Raw genomic sequence first — 16873 nt, 5'->3', positions numbered from 1 at the left:
TCACGCTCCAAGGGACTCGATCAGATGGTCGTCGAGATCGGCGACGAAGGTCTCGCCGCGCCATGGGCGCAGTTCACGGCGGGCCCGACGCAGCCGGATCGCCGCGACTCGCCCGCCCGTCTCCGTTGCCGTGTCGATGCATTCGTGGAGCAAGCCGGCTGCTGCGTGCGGCTCGTCGAGTTTGATGCGCGCGAGCGCCTGGTCGGTCGACACGATGGCCCGTTGCACTCGCTCGCGTGGTGCGGCGAGCGCGTCGGCCGAGCGGGCGAAGTAGTCGTGTGCCGTGGCCGGGTCGCCGACGTAGAGCTCGCAGAGCCCTTCGAACCCCCGTAGGTGGGCGGGCGAGAAGCTGCTCGTTGCCGGGTCGTTCTCAGGAGGTCCTTCCATGTCGTACCACGCGAGGGACAGGGCGGCTTGGGCGTGCCGTTCCGCCCCCGCACGTGCTGCTAGTTCCGCCTGGAGCGCATGCGCACGGGCGCGTACGGTGACGCTCGCTCCCGCACGGGCGTCACGCACTGCGGCGTCGACGAGCGCTCGAGCGGCGTCGATCCCGGGGGTCGAGTACAAGGTCACCAGGGAGTGACTCATGTGCACGACGGCGCGGCGCCACGGGTCGCTGAGAGCTCCGGCTGCGTGTGTGGCACTGGTGTAGAGGGATCGGGAGGCGCCGTCGTCGCGGGTTTCGAAAGCAAGGCGGGCGGCGAGCGTGTACGACTGCGCGGCGATCTCGTTCAGTTGGGGCCGCAGCGGTTCGGGCGTCGCGCCTTCGAGGAGACGGCGGCAGGATTCGACGACGGGTGAGAGCAGCAGTTGCAGGCGCACGAACGGCACGCTGCCGACTTGTCGGTTCACTTCGCCGAGGGCGTCGCGCAGTTCGGCGAGCAGCCCCTCGTCGAGCTGTGCGGGGTCGTGGAGGGTTTCGGTCATGGCGCGCTGTGTGGCGGGGCCGAGCAGCGCGAGCATGCCTCCGCCCGCGTCGGTGCTGGTCCGGATGAGCAGTGATCGGAGCTCGAAGAGCCGGTTGTCGCTTTCGCCCAGGTGGGCCAGTGCGTCGAGGAGTTCGGCGAAATCCGAGCCGCGGCCGAGTCTGTGCTGCCCGTCGGCGTCTCGGGCGTAGAGGTGGGCGAGGAGGAGTTGGTAGCGCTCGCTCGGCGCGATCGGTGCGCTCATGCTTTCCCATCGGGCGACGGATCGCTGCACACTGGTGACGCCGGCGTCGAGGGGCTGGTGTAGCCGTGCGGCGGTAGTGATGAGGGCCCGCGCGGTGTCTGCGAGCGACCAGCCGCGCGACTGCCGCAGCTTCCGCATCGTGGCGGCGCCAAGGTGTCTCCGCGCGTTCATGGCTTCATGATGCGCTTCGGACTGGTCAGACGGGCACGATTAGGCGAGGTTTCCCCTTCTGGGAGGCGTAGTTGAGGGTTTGCCAGGTTCCCGAGGGTGTCTCGGGTCCTTCGAGGGGGAACCCGATCACCATGTCCGAGTGGTCCGCCATCCAGCGGTTGCGTGCGTGATAGGCGGGGGTGTGCAGTTCGTCGGCGCCCAACTCGACGACGTCGGCGATCCGGTTGCGGCATCGGCTGATCGCTTGCCGTGCGTCGGACGGTTGCTGTGCCACGGTGCCAGGGGCGACCACCGTGATCGTCGACTTGGCGTTTCCGGCGAGCCACAGCAGCGAGAGACTGTCGATGCCCACGGCGCCACCGACGTAGAAGTGAGCCTCGTCGTCCGCGAACGCACCCAGGTAGGTGGCGAACACGTCGTTGAACCACGTGAGTTCGCGATGATCGGTTGTCCGGGTTCCGGTGATCGTCACAGCTAGAGGCATTGATCATCTCCGTGTCATAGGTTGTCGTATCCCGCCGGTACCCACTGCTGCGGTGGGATCGGCTCATGGACGCGAACGCCTCGGTCATTCTGTCCGAGCACCTCAAGGCACGGGGACTGTCCGTCACAAATGACGACGACAGCATCGTAAGCGTGACCAACCCCCTTAACCCGTACCTGGTAGAGGCCGTCGGAACCGCCGGCGGACACTACGTCACCGGGTGGGGCTACGAGCTCGGAGCGACCGGCGACGAAGCCGGCACCGCACAGCGCCTCGCGTTCCTGTTGGGCATCCCGAACGGCAGTCGCCCGGACGCGGCGCCGACATGCGCAGGTAAGGCGGCCGCCGTGCAGCAACCCCGCGAACGAGAATTCCTCACCCACCCGGCATCGGTGGCCCAAGCGCGTGCCTTCGTCACCGCTGCCATGTCCGCCTGGCGGCTGTCCGGGCGGCACGACGACGTTCGGCTCTGCGTCTCGGAACTGTCGACCAATGCGGTGCGACACGCCGACCCGGCGGCGCTCAGCTTCGTTGTCCGCGTCGCCCTCGACGACGCCCGCGTACGTGTCGAGGTCCGCGACCAGGCCACAGGGCTGCCCGACCTGCGGCAGCCTGAGGCCGACGCCGTCGACGGTCGCGGCCTCTTCCTCCTCGAGGCGATCGCCGACGACTGGGGCGTCACCCATGGCGGACCCGACGAGAAGGCGGTCTGGGCGGAGTTCAAAGTTTCCCTCGCCACCGACAGGGAGCGTTGACCTCATGGTGACGCCCTCCCGGGCCGACGTCCGCGCGATCTCACCGGGCCTGCTCGCCTCGCTCGGCGCCTGGACATGGATCGGCGCCGACCGCACCGGCCACCCGCTGGGAATCGTGCTGCTTGCTCATCCGCCCGGCCGGTGGCCTCATGAGTCCGCCGAGTCGATCGAACAGGACATGCGTCAACTCGCTGACGCACTCGGCCTTGTCGCGCCCGACAAACCTCTGAGCGGCTCGGGACCGAAGGTCACCAGACACGCCGGCACCCGATTGCTCATTCACCCCGCCGGCTCTCGCTTCGGCATCGAGATTCCCGCACATCCGCGGCTCGTCCGGCTGCTGAGGGAACGTAACGAACTCGCTGTCGCCCTCGGACTCGACCCTCTCTTGCGGGGCGCTGCACAGGCGGCCGCCGACCAGTACGTCGACACCGGGCTGCCCCGCGGCCGACTCCTGTTCGGCATGGCACGCACGACAGAGTCCCCCTCGCCGATCCGGATCATCAGCCCTCCCCCCCGACTCCCGCTACTCACTCAACGAGCCAGCGGCCAGGCAACCGCAAGCCCGCATCTCCCCATCACACAAGGAGCGACCCACGTGAGTCACACACAGATCCCCTGGGGCATGACCCGTCTTGCCCCCTACCGGAACACTGTCGATCTGCCGTACGCGCAACCGACGCTCGACCCCGAGAGCCAGACGACCGTCTATCGCGACGACAGAGGACAGCTCATCGACCGGCCCACCCTGGGCAACATCACCGCGACGTCGCAGTCGACGCAGACCGGTTCCGACGGGGGCGGAGGCAAGCCGCCACCGCCCGCCGACTCCGACTCCATTCCGGATGAGCAGTCGGACTGACATGTGCGAGTCGCCGATCCTTACCCTGACCTTCCTCGGGGACACCACAGCGGATCTAGTGCTCGACGAGCTGCATGGCCGGGGCGTCCCGGTCGTGCGGCTCGACCCGGGTGTCGACTTCGACTCCGACGCCCGGATGAGCGCGCTCCTGACCGACCGAGGGCTTTCCGGAGCCATTCACACCCCGACGCGCCAGATCGATCTCGCCGCCGTGCGCTCGGTCTACTGGCGACGCCCCACCCCCTACGGCGGCACCGGCCCCGGCGTCACCGTGGAGGAACAGTTCACCAACTCCCAATCGCGGGCCGGGTATGCGGGAGTGCTCGCCAACCTTCCCGGCACCCTCTACGTCAACCACCCGTGGCGCAACCGCGACGCCGAATACAAGAACGCGCAGCTCACGGCCGCAGCCTGCGTGGGCATGCACGTACCCGAGAGCCTCATCACGACCAGCCCTGACGACGCCCGCCGGTTCATCACCCGGCGCGGCCCGGCCGTCTACAAGCCGCTTCGCCTCGTTCACCTCCCCGGTGACGACGGCAAGGGGCGAACCGTGTGGGTACGTGTCGTCGACCCGGCCGAGATCGACGAACGCATCGGCGTGTGCCCCCACTTCTTTCAGTCCTGCGTCGACAAGGTCGCCGACGTACGCCTCGCAGCCGTCGGTGACGAACTGTTCGCGACCCGGATCGACATCGACGGCGGTCACCTGGACTGGCGCGAGGACTACCACCGCCTCTCGTACACCCCGGTACCGGTCCCAGGCACCATCCGAACCGCCGTCCGCGCCTTCCTCGACGCTTTCGGGCTCACCTTCAGCGCTTTCGACTTCGCACTCGACGCGGACGGCCGATGGTGGTTCCTGGAATGCAACCCCAACGGGCAATGGGCCTTCGTCGACGCCCCCACCCGACAGGCCATCACCGAAGCACTCGCCGACACCTTGCAGAAAGGCCGCACATGAGCACCGCCCAGGCCCTGCGGCACCGACTCGCCGCCACCCTCACCGAGGACGACTGGCTGCACGACAACACCTGGCGGGCCGCGATCGAGACCGAGCCCCGCGAACTCTTCCTCGGCCCCGCCCTCTTCCAGCAGACCGGACTCCCGGAATCGACCGCATGGACGGCGCTGCGCCGGGACAGCGTCCCCACCCAGGAATGGCTCAACCTCACCTACCGCAACGACTCGTGGGTGACGCAAGTCGATGGCGTGCTCGCCGAGGAAGCCACCGGCCCCGTGGAAGGCAGCCCGTCGTCGTCCTCGACACTGCCGGGCCTCGTCGTGCAGATGATCGAACGCGCCGGAACCACGCCCGGCGACCGCGTCCTAGAGATCGGCACCGGCACCGGATACTCCACAGCGCTGCTCAGCAACGTGCTCGGCGCCCGGAACGTGACCTCGGTCGAGATCGACCCGGACGCGGCCGAGCGCGCCCGCAACGCCCTCGACACCGCAGGGCACCACCCCACGCTGATCACCAATGACGGGCTGCTCGGTGCACCCGACGGCGCCCCCTACGACCGGCTGATCGCCGCATGCTCGGTGCGGTTCGTCCCGTACCCATGGCTGCGCCAGATCAAGCCGGGCGGCACCATCCTCGTCACCCTGGGCGGCTGGTCCTTCGGACACGGTCTCGTGCGCCTGACCGTCGACGCCAACGGCGAGGCCACCGGCCGCTTCCTCCCCGGCTACACCTCGTTCATGCTGGCCCGGCCGCACGACCACCCGCCGCGCGGCAGGCTCGAGTTCCTGCCCGGCGAACAACGCCCCAGCCGCATCGACCCGACGCTGCTCGACGACTGGACGGGCCGGTTCGTCGGACAGCTCGCAGCCCCCTCGGCCGAACGGTTCGGAGCGGGCGCCGAACAGATCCTCTTCGACGTCGCCACCGGCTCCCAAGCACGAACACGTCCCGCCGAGCACGAAGGGTGGATCGTCGAACAGCGCGGACCACTCAAGTTGTGGGACGCGATCGAGGACGCCATCGAGGTCTGGACAGCGGCCGGCTCCCCCCACCTCCGAGAATTCGGACTCACGATTACGCGAGTGCGACAACGCGTATGGCTCGGCACTCCCGACGGGCCCAGCTGGCTGCTCCCCGTGTGAAGCACGACGCAGGCGCATCACACATAGGAAGTCCCCCGGCCGCCCTACTCTCAGTAGTACAAGCCGCGAGATCGACCTTCCCGACACACCGCTGAGCGACTCGATCTTCCGCTACGACGACCGCCTCCTGGCCAGCCCCACGCCCGAGGCCAACCAGTCGGCGTCGAACACGCTGCAACGAGGACGAACGCCGTGCCGGATCAGGACCTTCGCCCGTCCAATTCACCAAGAACATGTCCATAAAGTTGACGAGGCATCGCCCTTCACCCCGCCCGACCGCACGCACGGACGGCATCGACACCGAACTGGCCTATGGGCGCCCCGTGGGGCATGCGAGTCAGCGAATCTCATCGGCGTAGGAGTAGAGATGGTCAAGGGGCACAACGGAAAGATCGAAATTCAAGGAGAGAATCTCGTTGTGTCCCGAACGGGCATGGGAGCAAAGCTCTCCAGGCAGTCGGTTCGGACCCGTGTCATCCCACTCGCCGCGCTAACCGGTGTCGACATCGTCGCGTCGAACATGATCAAGAATGGCCGCCTGCGTCTCGGGCTCGGCGGCGAGCCGCTGTCCGCCCTGAGCGGCGGCGACGCCGCCAACGACCCCAACACCGTCCTGTTCACCCACCAGCAACGACGGGATTTCGAGCAGCTCTACGAATACCTCCGTGGAGTAGTCGAAACGAACAAGACGTCGCAGGTCGACTCGGCCGCCGCTTACGCCGCAGCAGGCGACGCACTCCTCGACGCGCGAGCAGCCAAGGGGGCGAAGCTGGCGGCGAAGATCGGCACGGCCGGCGAGCGCGAAGACATCGTGGCTGCTGCGGCACGCTTGGGCTGGACCATGGGCAGCAAGCGCGAGATCAAGAAGCTCCCCGAGTACCTGGCCGCAGGCGAAGTGGTCCAGTTGCTTGCGGCCGGCCAATACGACGACGCCATGGGAATCGTGGCCCTGACCGACCGGTGTGTGCTCTTCCTCCGCAACGGCTACACCGGAAGCCAGATCGTCGACTTCCCCCTGGACCGCATCAGCTCCGTGCACACCAGCGAGTCGCTCGGCCTGGGTACCTTGAAGATCCACGTCTCAGGTAACGAGTCGCGGATCACTCGTGTGCGAAGCAGCGACCTCCCGCCGCTTGCCGACGCAATTCGTGCCGCCATGCATGGCCCCTCACCTTCGACTCCCCCGCAGCCGGATGCACTGGACCAGATCACGAAGCTGTCCGAACTGCACGCCACCGGTGTGCTGAGTGATGCGGAGTTCGAGTCGAAGAAGGCCGAACTGCTCGCACGTATCTGACCTGCAGTGATCTACGCAGAGACATAAAGGGGGGATGGCTGACCTCGGTGCGCCAGCTCCGGGCGCACCAATGTCGCCCCGCCGGCGAGCGAGAACTCAGACTCGGCGTCGAGAACGAGGGCCCTGGGAGCGCGCTCGTCATGTGGACGACGGCGATGAAGTCGACCATCAGGTCCAGGTACGAGAAGACTCCGTAATGGGAGCTGACGCGACAGCGACATCACGCTCCCAAGAGCCCCCAAACGTGCGCGAAACTCGCCGAACCGCTCCCACCCACATTCAACCTCTCGATGCAGCCCCCAACGGCCACCACCGAAAAGCCGCATACCGCCCACCCTAAATCGGAACTGGGGTCAAAATTTCGCATGGCCCCATAACCCGGATTCCGGCCAAGGGGACGCCGCTCCCGACCCCACTCCCACTGGGAGCGACCCCCACCAGCGCGAAGAGCGCAAGCCCTTACCCGGAAAGCCACCCATAGGACGGGGAGCCGCGGGTAACAAACCGGGCTCAGATGTGAACGCACGCGCAAGGAATCGAATATGTGCGCATCGGCCAGAGTGGGAGTAACCGGGTAAGGGGACAGTGGGAGCGTGCTCCCACTCGCCGCGCTCCCACTGGGAGAGTGGGAGCAACAGAAAAAGGGCCGTTCGAAAACGGCCCTTCACCTGCGACGTTCGATCGTTCGAACTTGTCGGGACGACAGGATTTGAACCTGCGACCCCTTGACCCCCAGTCAAGTGCGGGCGCTCCCAGGCGAATTCCTGAACGCCCCATTGCGCCATTGCGAGATGCTCTTGGCGCCTGAGCGGAAGTTCACGGAACTACGTGAGCGATGTTCATCGTTCGAGGCTCTCGACGGAGGTTGCTGGCTACTTCCTACGGTACGCGCCTTTAGCGAGCCGTCAATTCTCTTCTCATTCCGAAGGCGCCATGGAGTGTGGGCCGGCATCGCATCCGTTGGGCGCCGCTGCCTCACGCCAGGCGCTGTTGCCTGAAGCTGCCAACGGTTGGAGGCTCTTGAGTCCCATCCGACTGCGCTGGTTACACCGTCCGCACAAGCTTCGTGCCCGCCGCTGGCACTAAAGCCTGCGTCAGCCCCAAATGACCGGGGGAGCCGATCCCTCACGGCGATGCAGGGCTGGGCTGAGGTTGGGCGGGCAGTGGCTGGTTGACTGTGGGCGTGGTCTGTTCAACGAGTTTGCGGTAGCCAGTCACCGTAAGCGCGCGCCAGGCGCGGTAGAAGCCGAAAGCAGCGGACACGCCGAAGGTGGTGGTGGCTGCCAGGACGAGCGGGCGGTGCTCGAGGGAGTAGCGCAATATGACCAGGTCCGCGGTGAGGGTCAGGGCCAGGGCGTTGAGGGTCCATCCGCGGCAGATCCGCATGCGGGAGCGCGCGTAGTCCGCGCGGGCGGCCAGGACCGGGAAGTCTGCCAGGCGCAAGCGCGCCTGTGCGTAGGCGGTGTTGGACGGGAAGAAGCGGCTGCGCAGCCGGCGACGGTGCGGTGTCAGGGCGGCGTCGGCTGCCCGGTCGACGAGAATACCAAGGGCATAGGCAGCGGCAAGGCCTGCGCCGGCAGCCGCAGATGAGCCCGCTACGGGAGCGAGTTTGACCGTGGTGGCAGGACCGATGATCGCGATGAGGAGCAGCACTGCTGCGGTGAGCGCGCCGATTCCGACCACGAGGACCTCTACGAACATTGCAGTCGCGGCCGCGAGAGCCGGAGGTTCCGGTTGTGGTGAGCTGCTCATAGTGCTGTTCCCCAGATCTGTGCCATGTCGGTGAGCATCGTCTCCGGTAGCTCGCTCTTCTTCCATGTGCTCTTGAGGCGGAATCGGGCGTTGGCCAGCCGCTCAAAGATGATCAAGCTCTCCGGCTGGCTGGCCAGTAGGTAGCGGCCATGCTGAAGAAAGTGGGCGCTGGTGGGACCGTAGTCGGCGTAGTTGCGCTGGATGCGCTCACGGAAGCGTTCGGTGAACTCGGCCAGTTGATCACTGTAGGCGGCGGCGTCATCGATGGTCTGTGACAGGACCTCGATGACGTCCTGCGACAGGTCACGGCTGTAGGGATGGTCAGTGAACGTACGATAGGTATGTTCGGCGATCTTGAGGAGCCGGTTGCCGCGGGCGAGTTCGGGATCCTGCTGTGCCAAGGCGTCCCACCCCCGTTCGACCTCAAGGTCGAACAGTTCGACCAGGGCAATCAGACGGTACAGCGAGCGACTGACATCAGCAGGCGGAGAGACGCCCGGCTTGTACAAGAGCTTGTGCGACATGCGCGACCACAAGTCGATGGCCTCGGTGCGCAGTTGGATCTCACACTCGTAGGGGGCACCGTCGGGATCTTGTATCCCACCCACCACGACGGCTTGGACGTGCAGACGCGGGTAGCGAAGCAGGTCTTCCTTGCCGACGTCGTCGCGATAGTCCTGCACCTCGACGACTGTGAGGTTGTCTTTGATCACGTCCAGAGCCGGATTGAGCAAGCCGCTGTGCGGCACGATGACGCGCACACCTGCCTTATCGGTGATCTCTTTCCACGGATCGGCATAGTTCTTGCGTGGCGAACGAGCCTTGGCGTTGAAGCTGGTGAGCTCTTTGGCCCTGGCGGTCACCTGGCAATCGATGCCCCTGCGGGCGATGTGGTGTTCAAGGTGAGCTTTGGTTGCCTCAGCTGCCCGCTCGATACACGGCCGCTCTTCCCGGTAGCGCTGAAAGGCCTCTCCAGCGGTCAAGGGCATGGGATGGCCGCCACTGGCGTCGGGGGCGTGATGGTGGTGGAGTTCATGCCTGCGCTGGCGGGAGTTCGTTGCTGACGGGAGCCGGGGTACCTTGAGCGGGGATGGCCGTCACTCTCTCGAGTCCCGGAATCATTTCGTTCTGGGCGGGCAATTCTGCGGGCTGGGTGGGTGGCTTGGGGCGGCGGCCCATGGCAGCACCGCTGCTGGTATTGGTGAGCTTTGAGGTGATCGTCACTGTGGTGCGACCGTCTTCGAGATCCTCCACCACGACCGTGCCGTCCTGGACGGCTTCCAGCGGGGCCACCAGGAATGCACCGTTGGACAGGTCCACACGCATCTTCTGCAGTCGGTTACTGATGAGCTCAGTGTCTTTATCGAAGGGGCGCCACGGGACGTCATTCTCCTCGAGGAACTCGAAGAAGTCGTCTTGATGCGGTTCCTGCAGATTTGTCTCGATGAACTCTGCAGGGTCCAAGGTGGGAGTGGAGTTCTGAAGTGCGACCATGACGGCCATGACGTAGTCCACTCGCACATCGGAGTGCGTGAAGCGGCTGTTGACCCAGTCCATGGCCACGTCATGGAAGCGGCGAGTGAGCTCGCGGGGGTCGTTTTGATGCCGACATCCCAGGAACTTCTCAAGGAAGAACCGGGCCACGTCCTTGCCAGATTTCTGCGGATCCGCAGCCCACCCGTGAAGACCGGAATCGGCCAGCCCCTCCTCGGAAAAAAGTGCAACCTTGTAGACCTTGGATCTCTCAGTGAACAGCAGGTTGGCGAAGAACTGCATGTCGAATGTGCGCAGTCCACCGGCCACGATCTCATTGGCCTGCATGCCGGTCTCGTGTTCCAGTTTGACCATCAGTAGCGCACGCCGGTTGTTGAGACGGGCGGCGGCCACCAGAAGGAGGCCAGAGGAGCTGGTCCCGTTCTGGCTGTCGCGCAGCGCGTGAGCCAACTCTCCAGAGACTTCGACCAGTTCCTGCTCACCGCCCAGAAACGACCGGACAGCGTCGGGCAGACCGGACTTGAGCTCAGGGTCCTCCACGACCTCACGGCCCAGACGGTCCAGAACGTCGCGGAGCTTTCCCTGCAGCGCCGTACGCCCACCATCATCGAGCCTGCACGCGGTCTGGCTGAGTTTGAGCGGAATAGGGTCCTCGTCCTTCGTACGCTGTGGCACCGCATGAACGATGGCCTGGTCAATGACAAGGTCCCCAAAGTCGGCACGCACTTCCCACCCACACATCCCCGCCCGCACCCCCGAGGCCGGACGTCGCTGTCCATGCGCCGCCCGGGCAGTGGTCAGCCACCGTCCGCAGCGTGCTTCTGTGCTGTATTGCCTGGCCCGCAACCTGACATCAGCCCGACGCCGGCTTGTCCGTGTCACATGCCAAGAATCCTTGCCGCTCATCGTAACGGGCCGGGTCACGCATCCGGCCCGAGGACCTGCAACAGTGGCCGAACTTCAACGGTGAAATTCCGCAGGCACTGAGTACGCAGTTCAGGGCAGCCATCCAGACCCGCTGCTCTGGACCGGCTCGCCGCCGCGGTCCTGGCCGAACTCCACGACGGATGGCAGGTCTTCGACCGCCGCTATCTCTCCGAAGGCTCCATGGCTGGGCTCTTCACCGACCAGCCGACACCGCCACCAGGGCTTCCTGCGCAAACGGACCCCAATGACCTGGACTCACTACGTCACTTCGTGGGGGCACCATCCCGCCGCATCGCAATACGTATCTGAACCCACCAATGGTTGCGGTTAACTCGCACTGCCACCTCGGCCCCGTTTGTAACTCTATGCCTAAGGGTTGTCCCGTAAATGATCTTCGGCGTGGTCAGGGTGCGTCCGGCTGCCGTGGGGTCCGTCCTCTATCCGGCGAGGTTGAGGTTGTGCAGGCGGGCGATGCCGAGCATGGCGTGATGGACGCCGTCACCTTTGAGGCGGCAGTCGCGCAGGATCTTCCAGCACTTCATGCGGGCGAAGACGTGCTCGACGCGGGCGCGGACCTGTTTGTGGGAGGTGTTGTGCGTCTTCTGCCAGTCGGCCAGTTCTTCGCCCTTGCGGCGGCGGTGCGGCATGACCAGGCCGGTGCCCGGATATCCGCCGTCCGCGATGGCCATCGTCCTGCCGACGGCGTCCTTCGCCCCGGATTCCTCCCACGCCTTGCAGTCGTTGCGGTTGCCGGGCAGTGGCCGGCCGACAACCACGACGAGCCGGGTGTCGGCATCGATGACGACCTGGTGGTTCGTGGAATAGCGATAGTTCTTCGACTGCTCGGCCACCGTGTGGTCGCGGGTGGGCACCAGGGTGCCGTCCACGATCAGCACGGTGTCCTTCGCGAACCGCTGCCTCGGCCGGAGCGCCAGCAACGTACCGATGTGGTCGATGATCCGGTTGGCGGCAGACTTTGAGACGCCGAACAGCGGGGCGAGTTGGCGCAGCGTCAGGTTGGTGCGCCAGTACGCCGCGACCAGCAGTACTCGGTCCTCCAACGGCAGGCTCCACGGCCGTCCGCGCCGCGGCTCGTCCGCGACCTCACGCCGCACCACGGACATCAACTTGGCGAAGCTGCGCGGACTCAGCCCGGTGAACGGAGCTATCCAGGACGGCTTTGACGCCGTGATCACACCAGTCACCTCAAGATCGTGTCAGGGTCGTGCAGTCGGCACCGCGCCCGCGTTACGTTCGCGGGATGCAGCAGCCTCCGGAACAGGTCCCCGCACTCCTCGATGGCCCTGCCGTTGATGTCTCCGACGCCCATGAACTGCTCCTCGGCTACCTGGAGTGGTATCGCGACGCCCTGATGCGCAAGCTCGACGGACTCTCCGACGACCAACTGCGCACGCCCGTCGAACCGCTCGGCTGGTCGCCACTCGGCCTGGTCCAGCACCTCGGCTGGGTTGAACGCCGATGGGTGCGCTGGGGGTTCGGCGCCGAGGGCATCGTCGCCTATCCGCCCGGCGGAGATGCCGAGGAGTGGACGGTCGCCGCCAACACCTCCACCGCCCAGGTCATCGCCGACTACCAAGCAGAAGTGGCCGTCGCGAACTCGCTGACGGCACCTGCCCTGCTGGGCGACAAGGCACGTCTCGGAGGCCGCTTCAAGACACCCGACCAAGCCCCCTCGCTCGGGCGGATCCTCTTTCACCTGCTTCAGGAGTACGCCCGCCACGTCGGTCACCTCGACGTCGCGCGCGAGCTCATCGACGGCCAGACCGGCGAGTGAGTCACCTGTGGCTGCTGAGGCATTGCGGGACAACCCTTAGTGGTAATGGACGCGATGATGCGGCACGCACCTGACATTGCGCGCTGGCATCGGGGAAGTTGGGCTGCTGCGAGTCTGGGTGCGGGTTGACCGGACGCCAGTTCGCGCCTACACCAGCCCTGCCGAACTGCACACCGCCGTCGACCGCACCCTGACCTGGCGCTCGATCGCAGCGGCAACAACCACTCACCAGTTCCTCAAGACCGCTCAGATCAAGTGGAACCCTGGACAGGGAGAACGTTCAGCCCAAGGGAGCTGGCTCTGCTGACTCCCGACAGCTCACCTTCGGCGATCTATTGGGGGAAGGCTCGTAGCAATGGATGTTGATTGGTGGGCCCGAGGAATCGCCATCGGTGCGGCGAGTGCTGCGGCTTCCAACGTCATCTTCACAGCTCTTACATACCGCCGAGTTCGCCCCAAAGTGGGGGTCTCTCTCTTCCGTGCCGGCGTGCGAACAGGCACCGAACGGAACCCCGAGGCAAGCGACTACCTGTTCATCTTGCGGTTCCGCAACCTCGGCACCACCTCTGTGAAGGTCGAGCGCATCGAGCTAGTGTCGTATCCCAGGTGGCACAAGTCCAAGAAGCCGAAACTAATCAAGGGTAAGAGATTCTATGCCGATCACGACGAACCTCCCGTTGTGCCCGCCCTTGATGGCATAACGCACCCGTTCTACCTGCCTACAGGACGTCTGACGGACCGAGAAGAACGCAAACACCTGAGGTTCCACGTACTGTTGTCCAACGGCGAGAGCATCATCAGCCGCAAGCTCGAGGACAACGAGTTCCTGTCACCCGACGGCTGAGCCGGCCCGTGGCGCTCAAGAGTTGGAAGTCGAACCAGCGACGCGCACGTTCCGCCCCCAGTTGTCCGCCGACGAGAAGATTGCCGCACGCGGATGGCCACGACGCTGACCGTCGCCCATGGCGCAGATCCTGCTCTGCGCCGGATGTACGACATCATCGCTCCGTCCGGCGGCCGCACCGCCCACCGCACCCCGCGCAAGGGGCCCAAGGCTGGCGCGAAAAGACAGCTCCGTCACACATCGCTGGCCTCTTTCGGCGGGCTCAAGGGTCGCGACGTACGCCGCAGGCTCGTTGAGGCGATCCGCCCAACCCGCCGCACATGACAGCCCGGCTGATCAATGACAACTCGACATCACCCAGACGATCAGCAACCAGTAGGTACCCAGTGAGCGACCTTGAACTGCTAGCCACCTACCGTGCGTACGGCACACGCGTGGATCGGCGCCACCGACGACGACGCCTTCTACCTGCGCGTCCACAGCCCAGTCATGTGGATCGAGGTCGACTGCCAGGCTGCGGGGCCACTGGGCGGCGCGTACGGCAAGGCCCGGGCCGACTGAGCGCCCCGGAAGCACGTCCGCCGCCACGCCACGCGTGCCGCCTCCCAGCCCAAACGCTTCTTCCATCTGGACACCGTGCTGGGGAAGCGGTTGTACGCGCTGAGCAACAGCGATGACTCTTCGAACCCCACAAGCTCGCGCGGCGGCCACGTAGGCCTCCGCCAGATCTGCGCCCCCAGCCCTGAGCGTGGAAATCGATCTGAACCCGCACTGCACTGGCGGCCCGCGTCACACTCCTGAATTCAGCAAGCGCACACCGGTTCCCCTCTCCTGCTGTCAAGTCCGTTGAAACAGCCACGATCTGGCTGACTCGCGCCCTGTCTGGGAAAGCTGGTTGCTGCTCCCCTGGAAGGACGGGACGCCCATGGCTCGGCGGGCCATGCCTCGTCCCAACGGGAGGGGTGGGGCATGGGCACATCATCACGCTGGCGAGGGCCGGGCGGCCGTACCGGGATGGCAGCCGAATGGACCCGCGTCGGAAAGCGAGCATCGACCTGGCGACAGAGCGACACACCCGACTCGATCGCACGGCTCGACGACATCGCTGCCGACTACGTAGGCGTGCTCCACCGCACCCTCCGCGAGAACCCGACGGCCTTCGGCCTGTACGAGGCCGCGCGTGCAGGCGGCCAACGATTGACCGCCAGCATGCCGAGCATCTGGGAACTGAGCCAAAACGGGGACGAGTTCATCACGCGGTTCACGAGGGCCGTGGGCGGCGACGGCGGCACCATGGCTGATGCCGCCGTGCGCCGGGCCGCAGCCGTCTCTGCCCGCAAGCTTGTGCAGGCGCTCGACCAGCAATCCCAGGCTGGCGCCCCTCCGCACCCAGGCGGCCTGTCCGGGGATATGTTCTGCATGGTCTACCAGTGGTTTTTCGCAGATGTGGTGGCCGAGTTCCTTCGCTCGGCGATTGCCGAGAAGGTCAAGCTCGTCGTTCCGTTCCTGCCTGCGGTCGACCCTGAGGACCACATCGCCGACTGGGTAGCAGAGCACGTGATGAGTCTGCTGCCGAATCCATGCGAGGAAGCTGCAGAGCTACAAGAGGCAGTGGACACAGCCCAAGCAGTGGCATCCACCGCAGAGGATCCGCTCGGGGCGCTCCGTCTGGCAGCGGAAAGACTCGTGCCGCAGATGGCGGGCAGGGCGCTGGGCCTGCTCACGGACCCGGATGACTCCGAAGGCGGGACGACGGCCGACACATCGCACCGGGGGGAGCCTGCCGCATGACACCACAGGCCCACACGCGATTCCATTGGCTGGCCCGTCCCGGCGCCCAGGCTCCGCCAGAGCCGTGGATACCGCTCAGCGATGCCATCTACTGGGAGCGCCCATCACGCGCCCCGGACCGTCGGGTGCTGTTCGCACCGGCCCCCGATTGGGCGGACGACCTCCAGCGGGTGGCTCGTGCGGTCTTCGCCGCTGATCGCTACGCCAACCGACAGGACAGCTTCGACCGTTGGACCCGGCACATCGTCCTGTCCGTGCCCGTAGCAGATCCTGCAGCCTGGCAATGTGCCCTCCCCTCCCTCACTGCCATGCTCGAGACCGTTACCGGCGACCGATGGGAGGTCTGCTTCCGGCCTGCGGACGGCGAGTTGATCCGCGGAGGACCGATATCCTTCCCGGCCGATCACTTTGCCCACGAAGTCGCCCTGTTCTCCGGCGGGCTCGACTCCCTCGGCTGGGCCGTACAGCGGGCAACGGTCCACAGCCCCCACGCCCTGCTCCTCACCATGTTCGAAGAGCGGAACTTCGGCACACTGCAGGACCACGTGTACGACGCCGTGTCCTCCGTGAGCCAACGTCCCCTGCGCCGCCTGGTCCAGAGCCAGACCACCCGGGGCCCCGAGGGTGCGAGACTCCGTTTGGAACGCTCCACCCGTTCGCGCGGCTTCCTCTACGCGGCGACCGCCGTCCACGCGGCAGCGGCCGAACGCGTCCCAGTCGTCCACCTACCGGAAAACGGCCAGCTCGCCCTCAACCCGCCGCTCACCGCCGCCCGTTCAGCATCCTGCTCGACCCGCTCAGTGCACCCCTGGACGCTGCACCACCTGAACCGCGTGATCGCCGAGATCTCAAGAACAGAAGCCGCGCAGAACACCCACTTCACCGTCCGGGTGGAGAACCCGTTCGCGACACTCACCAAGGGTGAAGTGTGCGCCGAGGCGCGAGACGCAGGCCTCCCCCAGCATGTCCTGGAGGCGACACTCAGCTGCGGCACCCCGCCGGCACGCCGCGCCGGCGGCCCTCCCCTGGCACACTGCGGACTCTGCTTCCCGTGCATCGTCCGCCGATCAGGACTGCATCACGCATTCGGCGAAGACCGAACCCCCTACGCCGCCGACCCCTGGAACCCAAGTGTCCGCCCGTCCCAACTCACCAACTGGCACGCGCTGCGGCGCTGGCTGGACACTGAGTGCACCGCCCAGGACCTGGCAGCCGACATGCCGCTACCCCAGCAGGTCCGGCCAGAGCACCTTCTCGAAGTGGTGACAAAGGGGCGAGAGGAACTACGGGCCCTGGTGACCTGGGCGGACCAAAGGAGGGCCCGGCAAGCATCCTGACCACTGACTGAAACATGCACGCGCGCACATCGGGGTGATATTCCGTCGCACATTCCTGCCGAGCCCGGATGCCCTGGTGTGCCGG

The 16873-nt window shown here is 66.1% G+C and carries 16 protein-coding genes, 1 tRNA gene and 1 pseudogene; 11 read left to right on the top strand and 7 right to left on the bottom strand.

Features of this window, described 5'->3' with window-relative positions:
- Together OG746_RS37235 and OG746_RS37230 are read right to left on the bottom strand one after the other, a co-directional pair.
- Entirely contained in the window at nt 1-1341 is a 1341-nt protein-coding gene (locus OG746_RS37235; RefSeq protein WP_266722821.1) for an NsdA family TPR-like regulatory protein, read from the bottom strand.
- A 25-nt stretch (nt 1342-1366) separates the two neighbouring features.
- Nucleotides 1367-1825, bottom strand: a complete 459-nt coding sequence (locus OG746_RS37230) for a DNA-processing protein DprA (RefSeq protein WP_266722819.1) — start codon at nt 1823-1825, stop codon at nt 1367-1369.
- A gap of 65 nt (nt 1826-1890) precedes the next feature.
- Here OG746_RS37230 and OG746_RS37225 point away from each other — a divergent pair, with 65 nt between their 5' ends.
- The 5 genes from OG746_RS37225 (at nt 1891) to OG746_RS37205 (ending at nt 6848) form a co-directional block, all read left to right on the top strand.
- Nucleotides 1891-2580, top strand: a complete 690-nt coding sequence (locus OG746_RS37225) for an ATP-binding protein (protein ID WP_266722817.1) — start codon at nt 1891-1893, stop codon at nt 2578-2580.
- Between the two features lie 4 nt (nt 2581-2584).
- Nucleotides 2585-3442: a putative ATP-grasp-modified RiPP gene (gene tgmA, locus OG746_RS37220; protein ID WP_266722815.1), complete on the top strand. Its 858-nt coding sequence runs from the start codon at nt 2585-2587 to the stop codon at nt 3440-3442.
- Nucleotides 3426-4406, top strand: coding sequence for an ATP-grasp ribosomal peptide maturase (tgmB, locus tag OG746_RS37215; RefSeq protein WP_266722813.1), 981 nt, complete (start codon nt 3426-3428; stop codon nt 4404-4406). Before tgmA ends, tgmB begins: the two co-directional genes overlap by 17 nt.
- Entirely contained in the window at nt 4403-5551 is a 1149-nt protein-coding gene (gene tgmC / locus OG746_RS37210; RefSeq protein ID WP_266722811.1) for an ATP-grasp peptide maturase system methyltransferase, read from the top strand. The genes tgmB and tgmC overlap by 4 nt, the downstream gene beginning before the upstream one ends.
- A 367-nt stretch (nt 5552-5918) precedes the next feature.
- Nucleotides 5919-6848 carry a DUF4429 domain-containing protein gene (locus tag OG746_RS37205; RefSeq protein ID WP_266722809.1) on the top strand — a complete coding sequence of 310 codons (930 nt, stop codon included), beginning with the start codon at nt 5919-5921 and terminating at the stop codon, nt 6846-6848.
- Between the two features lie 694 nt (nt 6849-7542).
- Here the strand turns inward: OG746_RS37205 and OG746_RS37200 are convergent.
- The 4 genes from OG746_RS37200 to OG746_RS37185 all read right to left on the bottom strand — a co-directional run bounded on the left by OG746_RS37200 (nt 7543) and on the right by OG746_RS37185 (nt 10769).
- A tRNA-Pro gene (locus OG746_RS37200) sits at nt 7543-7624 on the bottom strand.
- A 349-nt stretch (nt 7625-7973) separates the two neighbouring features.
- Nucleotides 7974-8600, bottom strand: a complete 627-nt coding sequence (locus OG746_RS37195; RefSeq protein ID WP_266722807.1) for a hypothetical protein — start codon at nt 8598-8600, stop codon at nt 7974-7976.
- A complete protein-coding gene (locus OG746_RS37190; RefSeq protein ID WP_266722805.1) occupies nt 8597-9589 on the bottom strand; it encodes a RelA/SpoT domain-containing protein in 993 nt (330 codons plus the stop codon). Before OG746_RS37190 ends, OG746_RS37195 begins: the two co-directional genes overlap by 4 nt.
- Nucleotides 9590-9632: 43 nt before the next feature.
- Complete coding sequence (locus tag OG746_RS37185; protein ID WP_266722803.1) at nt 9633-10769, bottom strand: nucleoid-associated protein; 1137 nt, start codon at nt 10767-10769, stop codon at nt 9633-9635.
- A gap of 339 nt (nt 10770-11108) precedes the next feature.
- On the opposite strand from OG746_RS37185, the pseudogene OG746_RS37180 reads away from it, so the two are divergent.
- A pseudogene (locus tag OG746_RS37180) lies at nt 11109-11330 on the top strand (hypothetical protein); the annotation flags it as partial.
- Between the two features lie 128 nt (nt 11331-11458).
- Here the strand turns inward: OG746_RS37180 and OG746_RS37175 are convergent.
- On the bottom strand, nt 11459-12226 hold the full coding sequence (locus OG746_RS37175) for a transposase (RefSeq protein WP_266722801.1): 768 nt from the start codon (nt 12224-12226) through the stop codon (nt 11459-11461).
- 56 nt (nt 12227-12282) lie between these two features.
- Between OG746_RS37175 and OG746_RS37170 the strand changes: the two genes are divergently transcribed.
- The 5 genes from OG746_RS37170 to OG746_RS37150 all read left to right on the top strand — a co-directional run bounded on the left by OG746_RS37170 (nt 12283) and on the right by OG746_RS37150 (nt 16788).
- A complete protein-coding gene (locus OG746_RS37170) occupies nt 12283-12816 on the top strand; it encodes a DinB family protein (RefSeq protein ID WP_266722800.1) in 534 nt (177 codons plus the stop codon).
- A gap of 355 nt (nt 12817-13171) precedes the next feature.
- The gene (locus tag OG746_RS37165; RefSeq protein WP_266722798.1) at nt 13172-13660 is read left to right on the top strand and encodes a hypothetical protein; all 489 of its coding nucleotides are present in this window, start codon (nt 13172-13174) and stop codon (nt 13658-13660) included.
- Between the two features lie 417 nt (nt 13661-14077).
- Nucleotides 14078-14221, top strand: coding sequence for a hypothetical protein (locus OG746_RS37160; protein ID WP_266722796.1), 144 nt, complete (start codon nt 14078-14080; stop codon nt 14219-14221).
- Nucleotides 14222-14674: 453 nt separating this feature from the next.
- Nucleotides 14675-15451, top strand: coding sequence for a hypothetical protein (locus OG746_RS37155; RefSeq protein WP_266722794.1), 777 nt, complete (start codon nt 14675-14677; stop codon nt 15449-15451).
- Nucleotides 15448-16788, top strand: a complete 1341-nt coding sequence (locus OG746_RS37150) for a 7-cyano-7-deazaguanine synthase (protein ID WP_266722793.1) — start codon at nt 15448-15450, stop codon at nt 16786-16788. Before OG746_RS37155 ends, OG746_RS37150 begins: the two co-directional genes overlap by 4 nt.
- Nucleotides 16789-16873: the final 85 nt, after the last annotated feature.

The sequence above is a fragment of the Streptomyces sp. NBC_01016 genome (assembly GCF_026341035.1).
Classification (GTDB): domain Bacteria; phylum Actinomycetota; class Actinomycetes; order Streptomycetales; family Streptomycetaceae; genus Streptomyces.
This window is presented reverse-complemented; position numbering and strand designations above follow the sequence as displayed.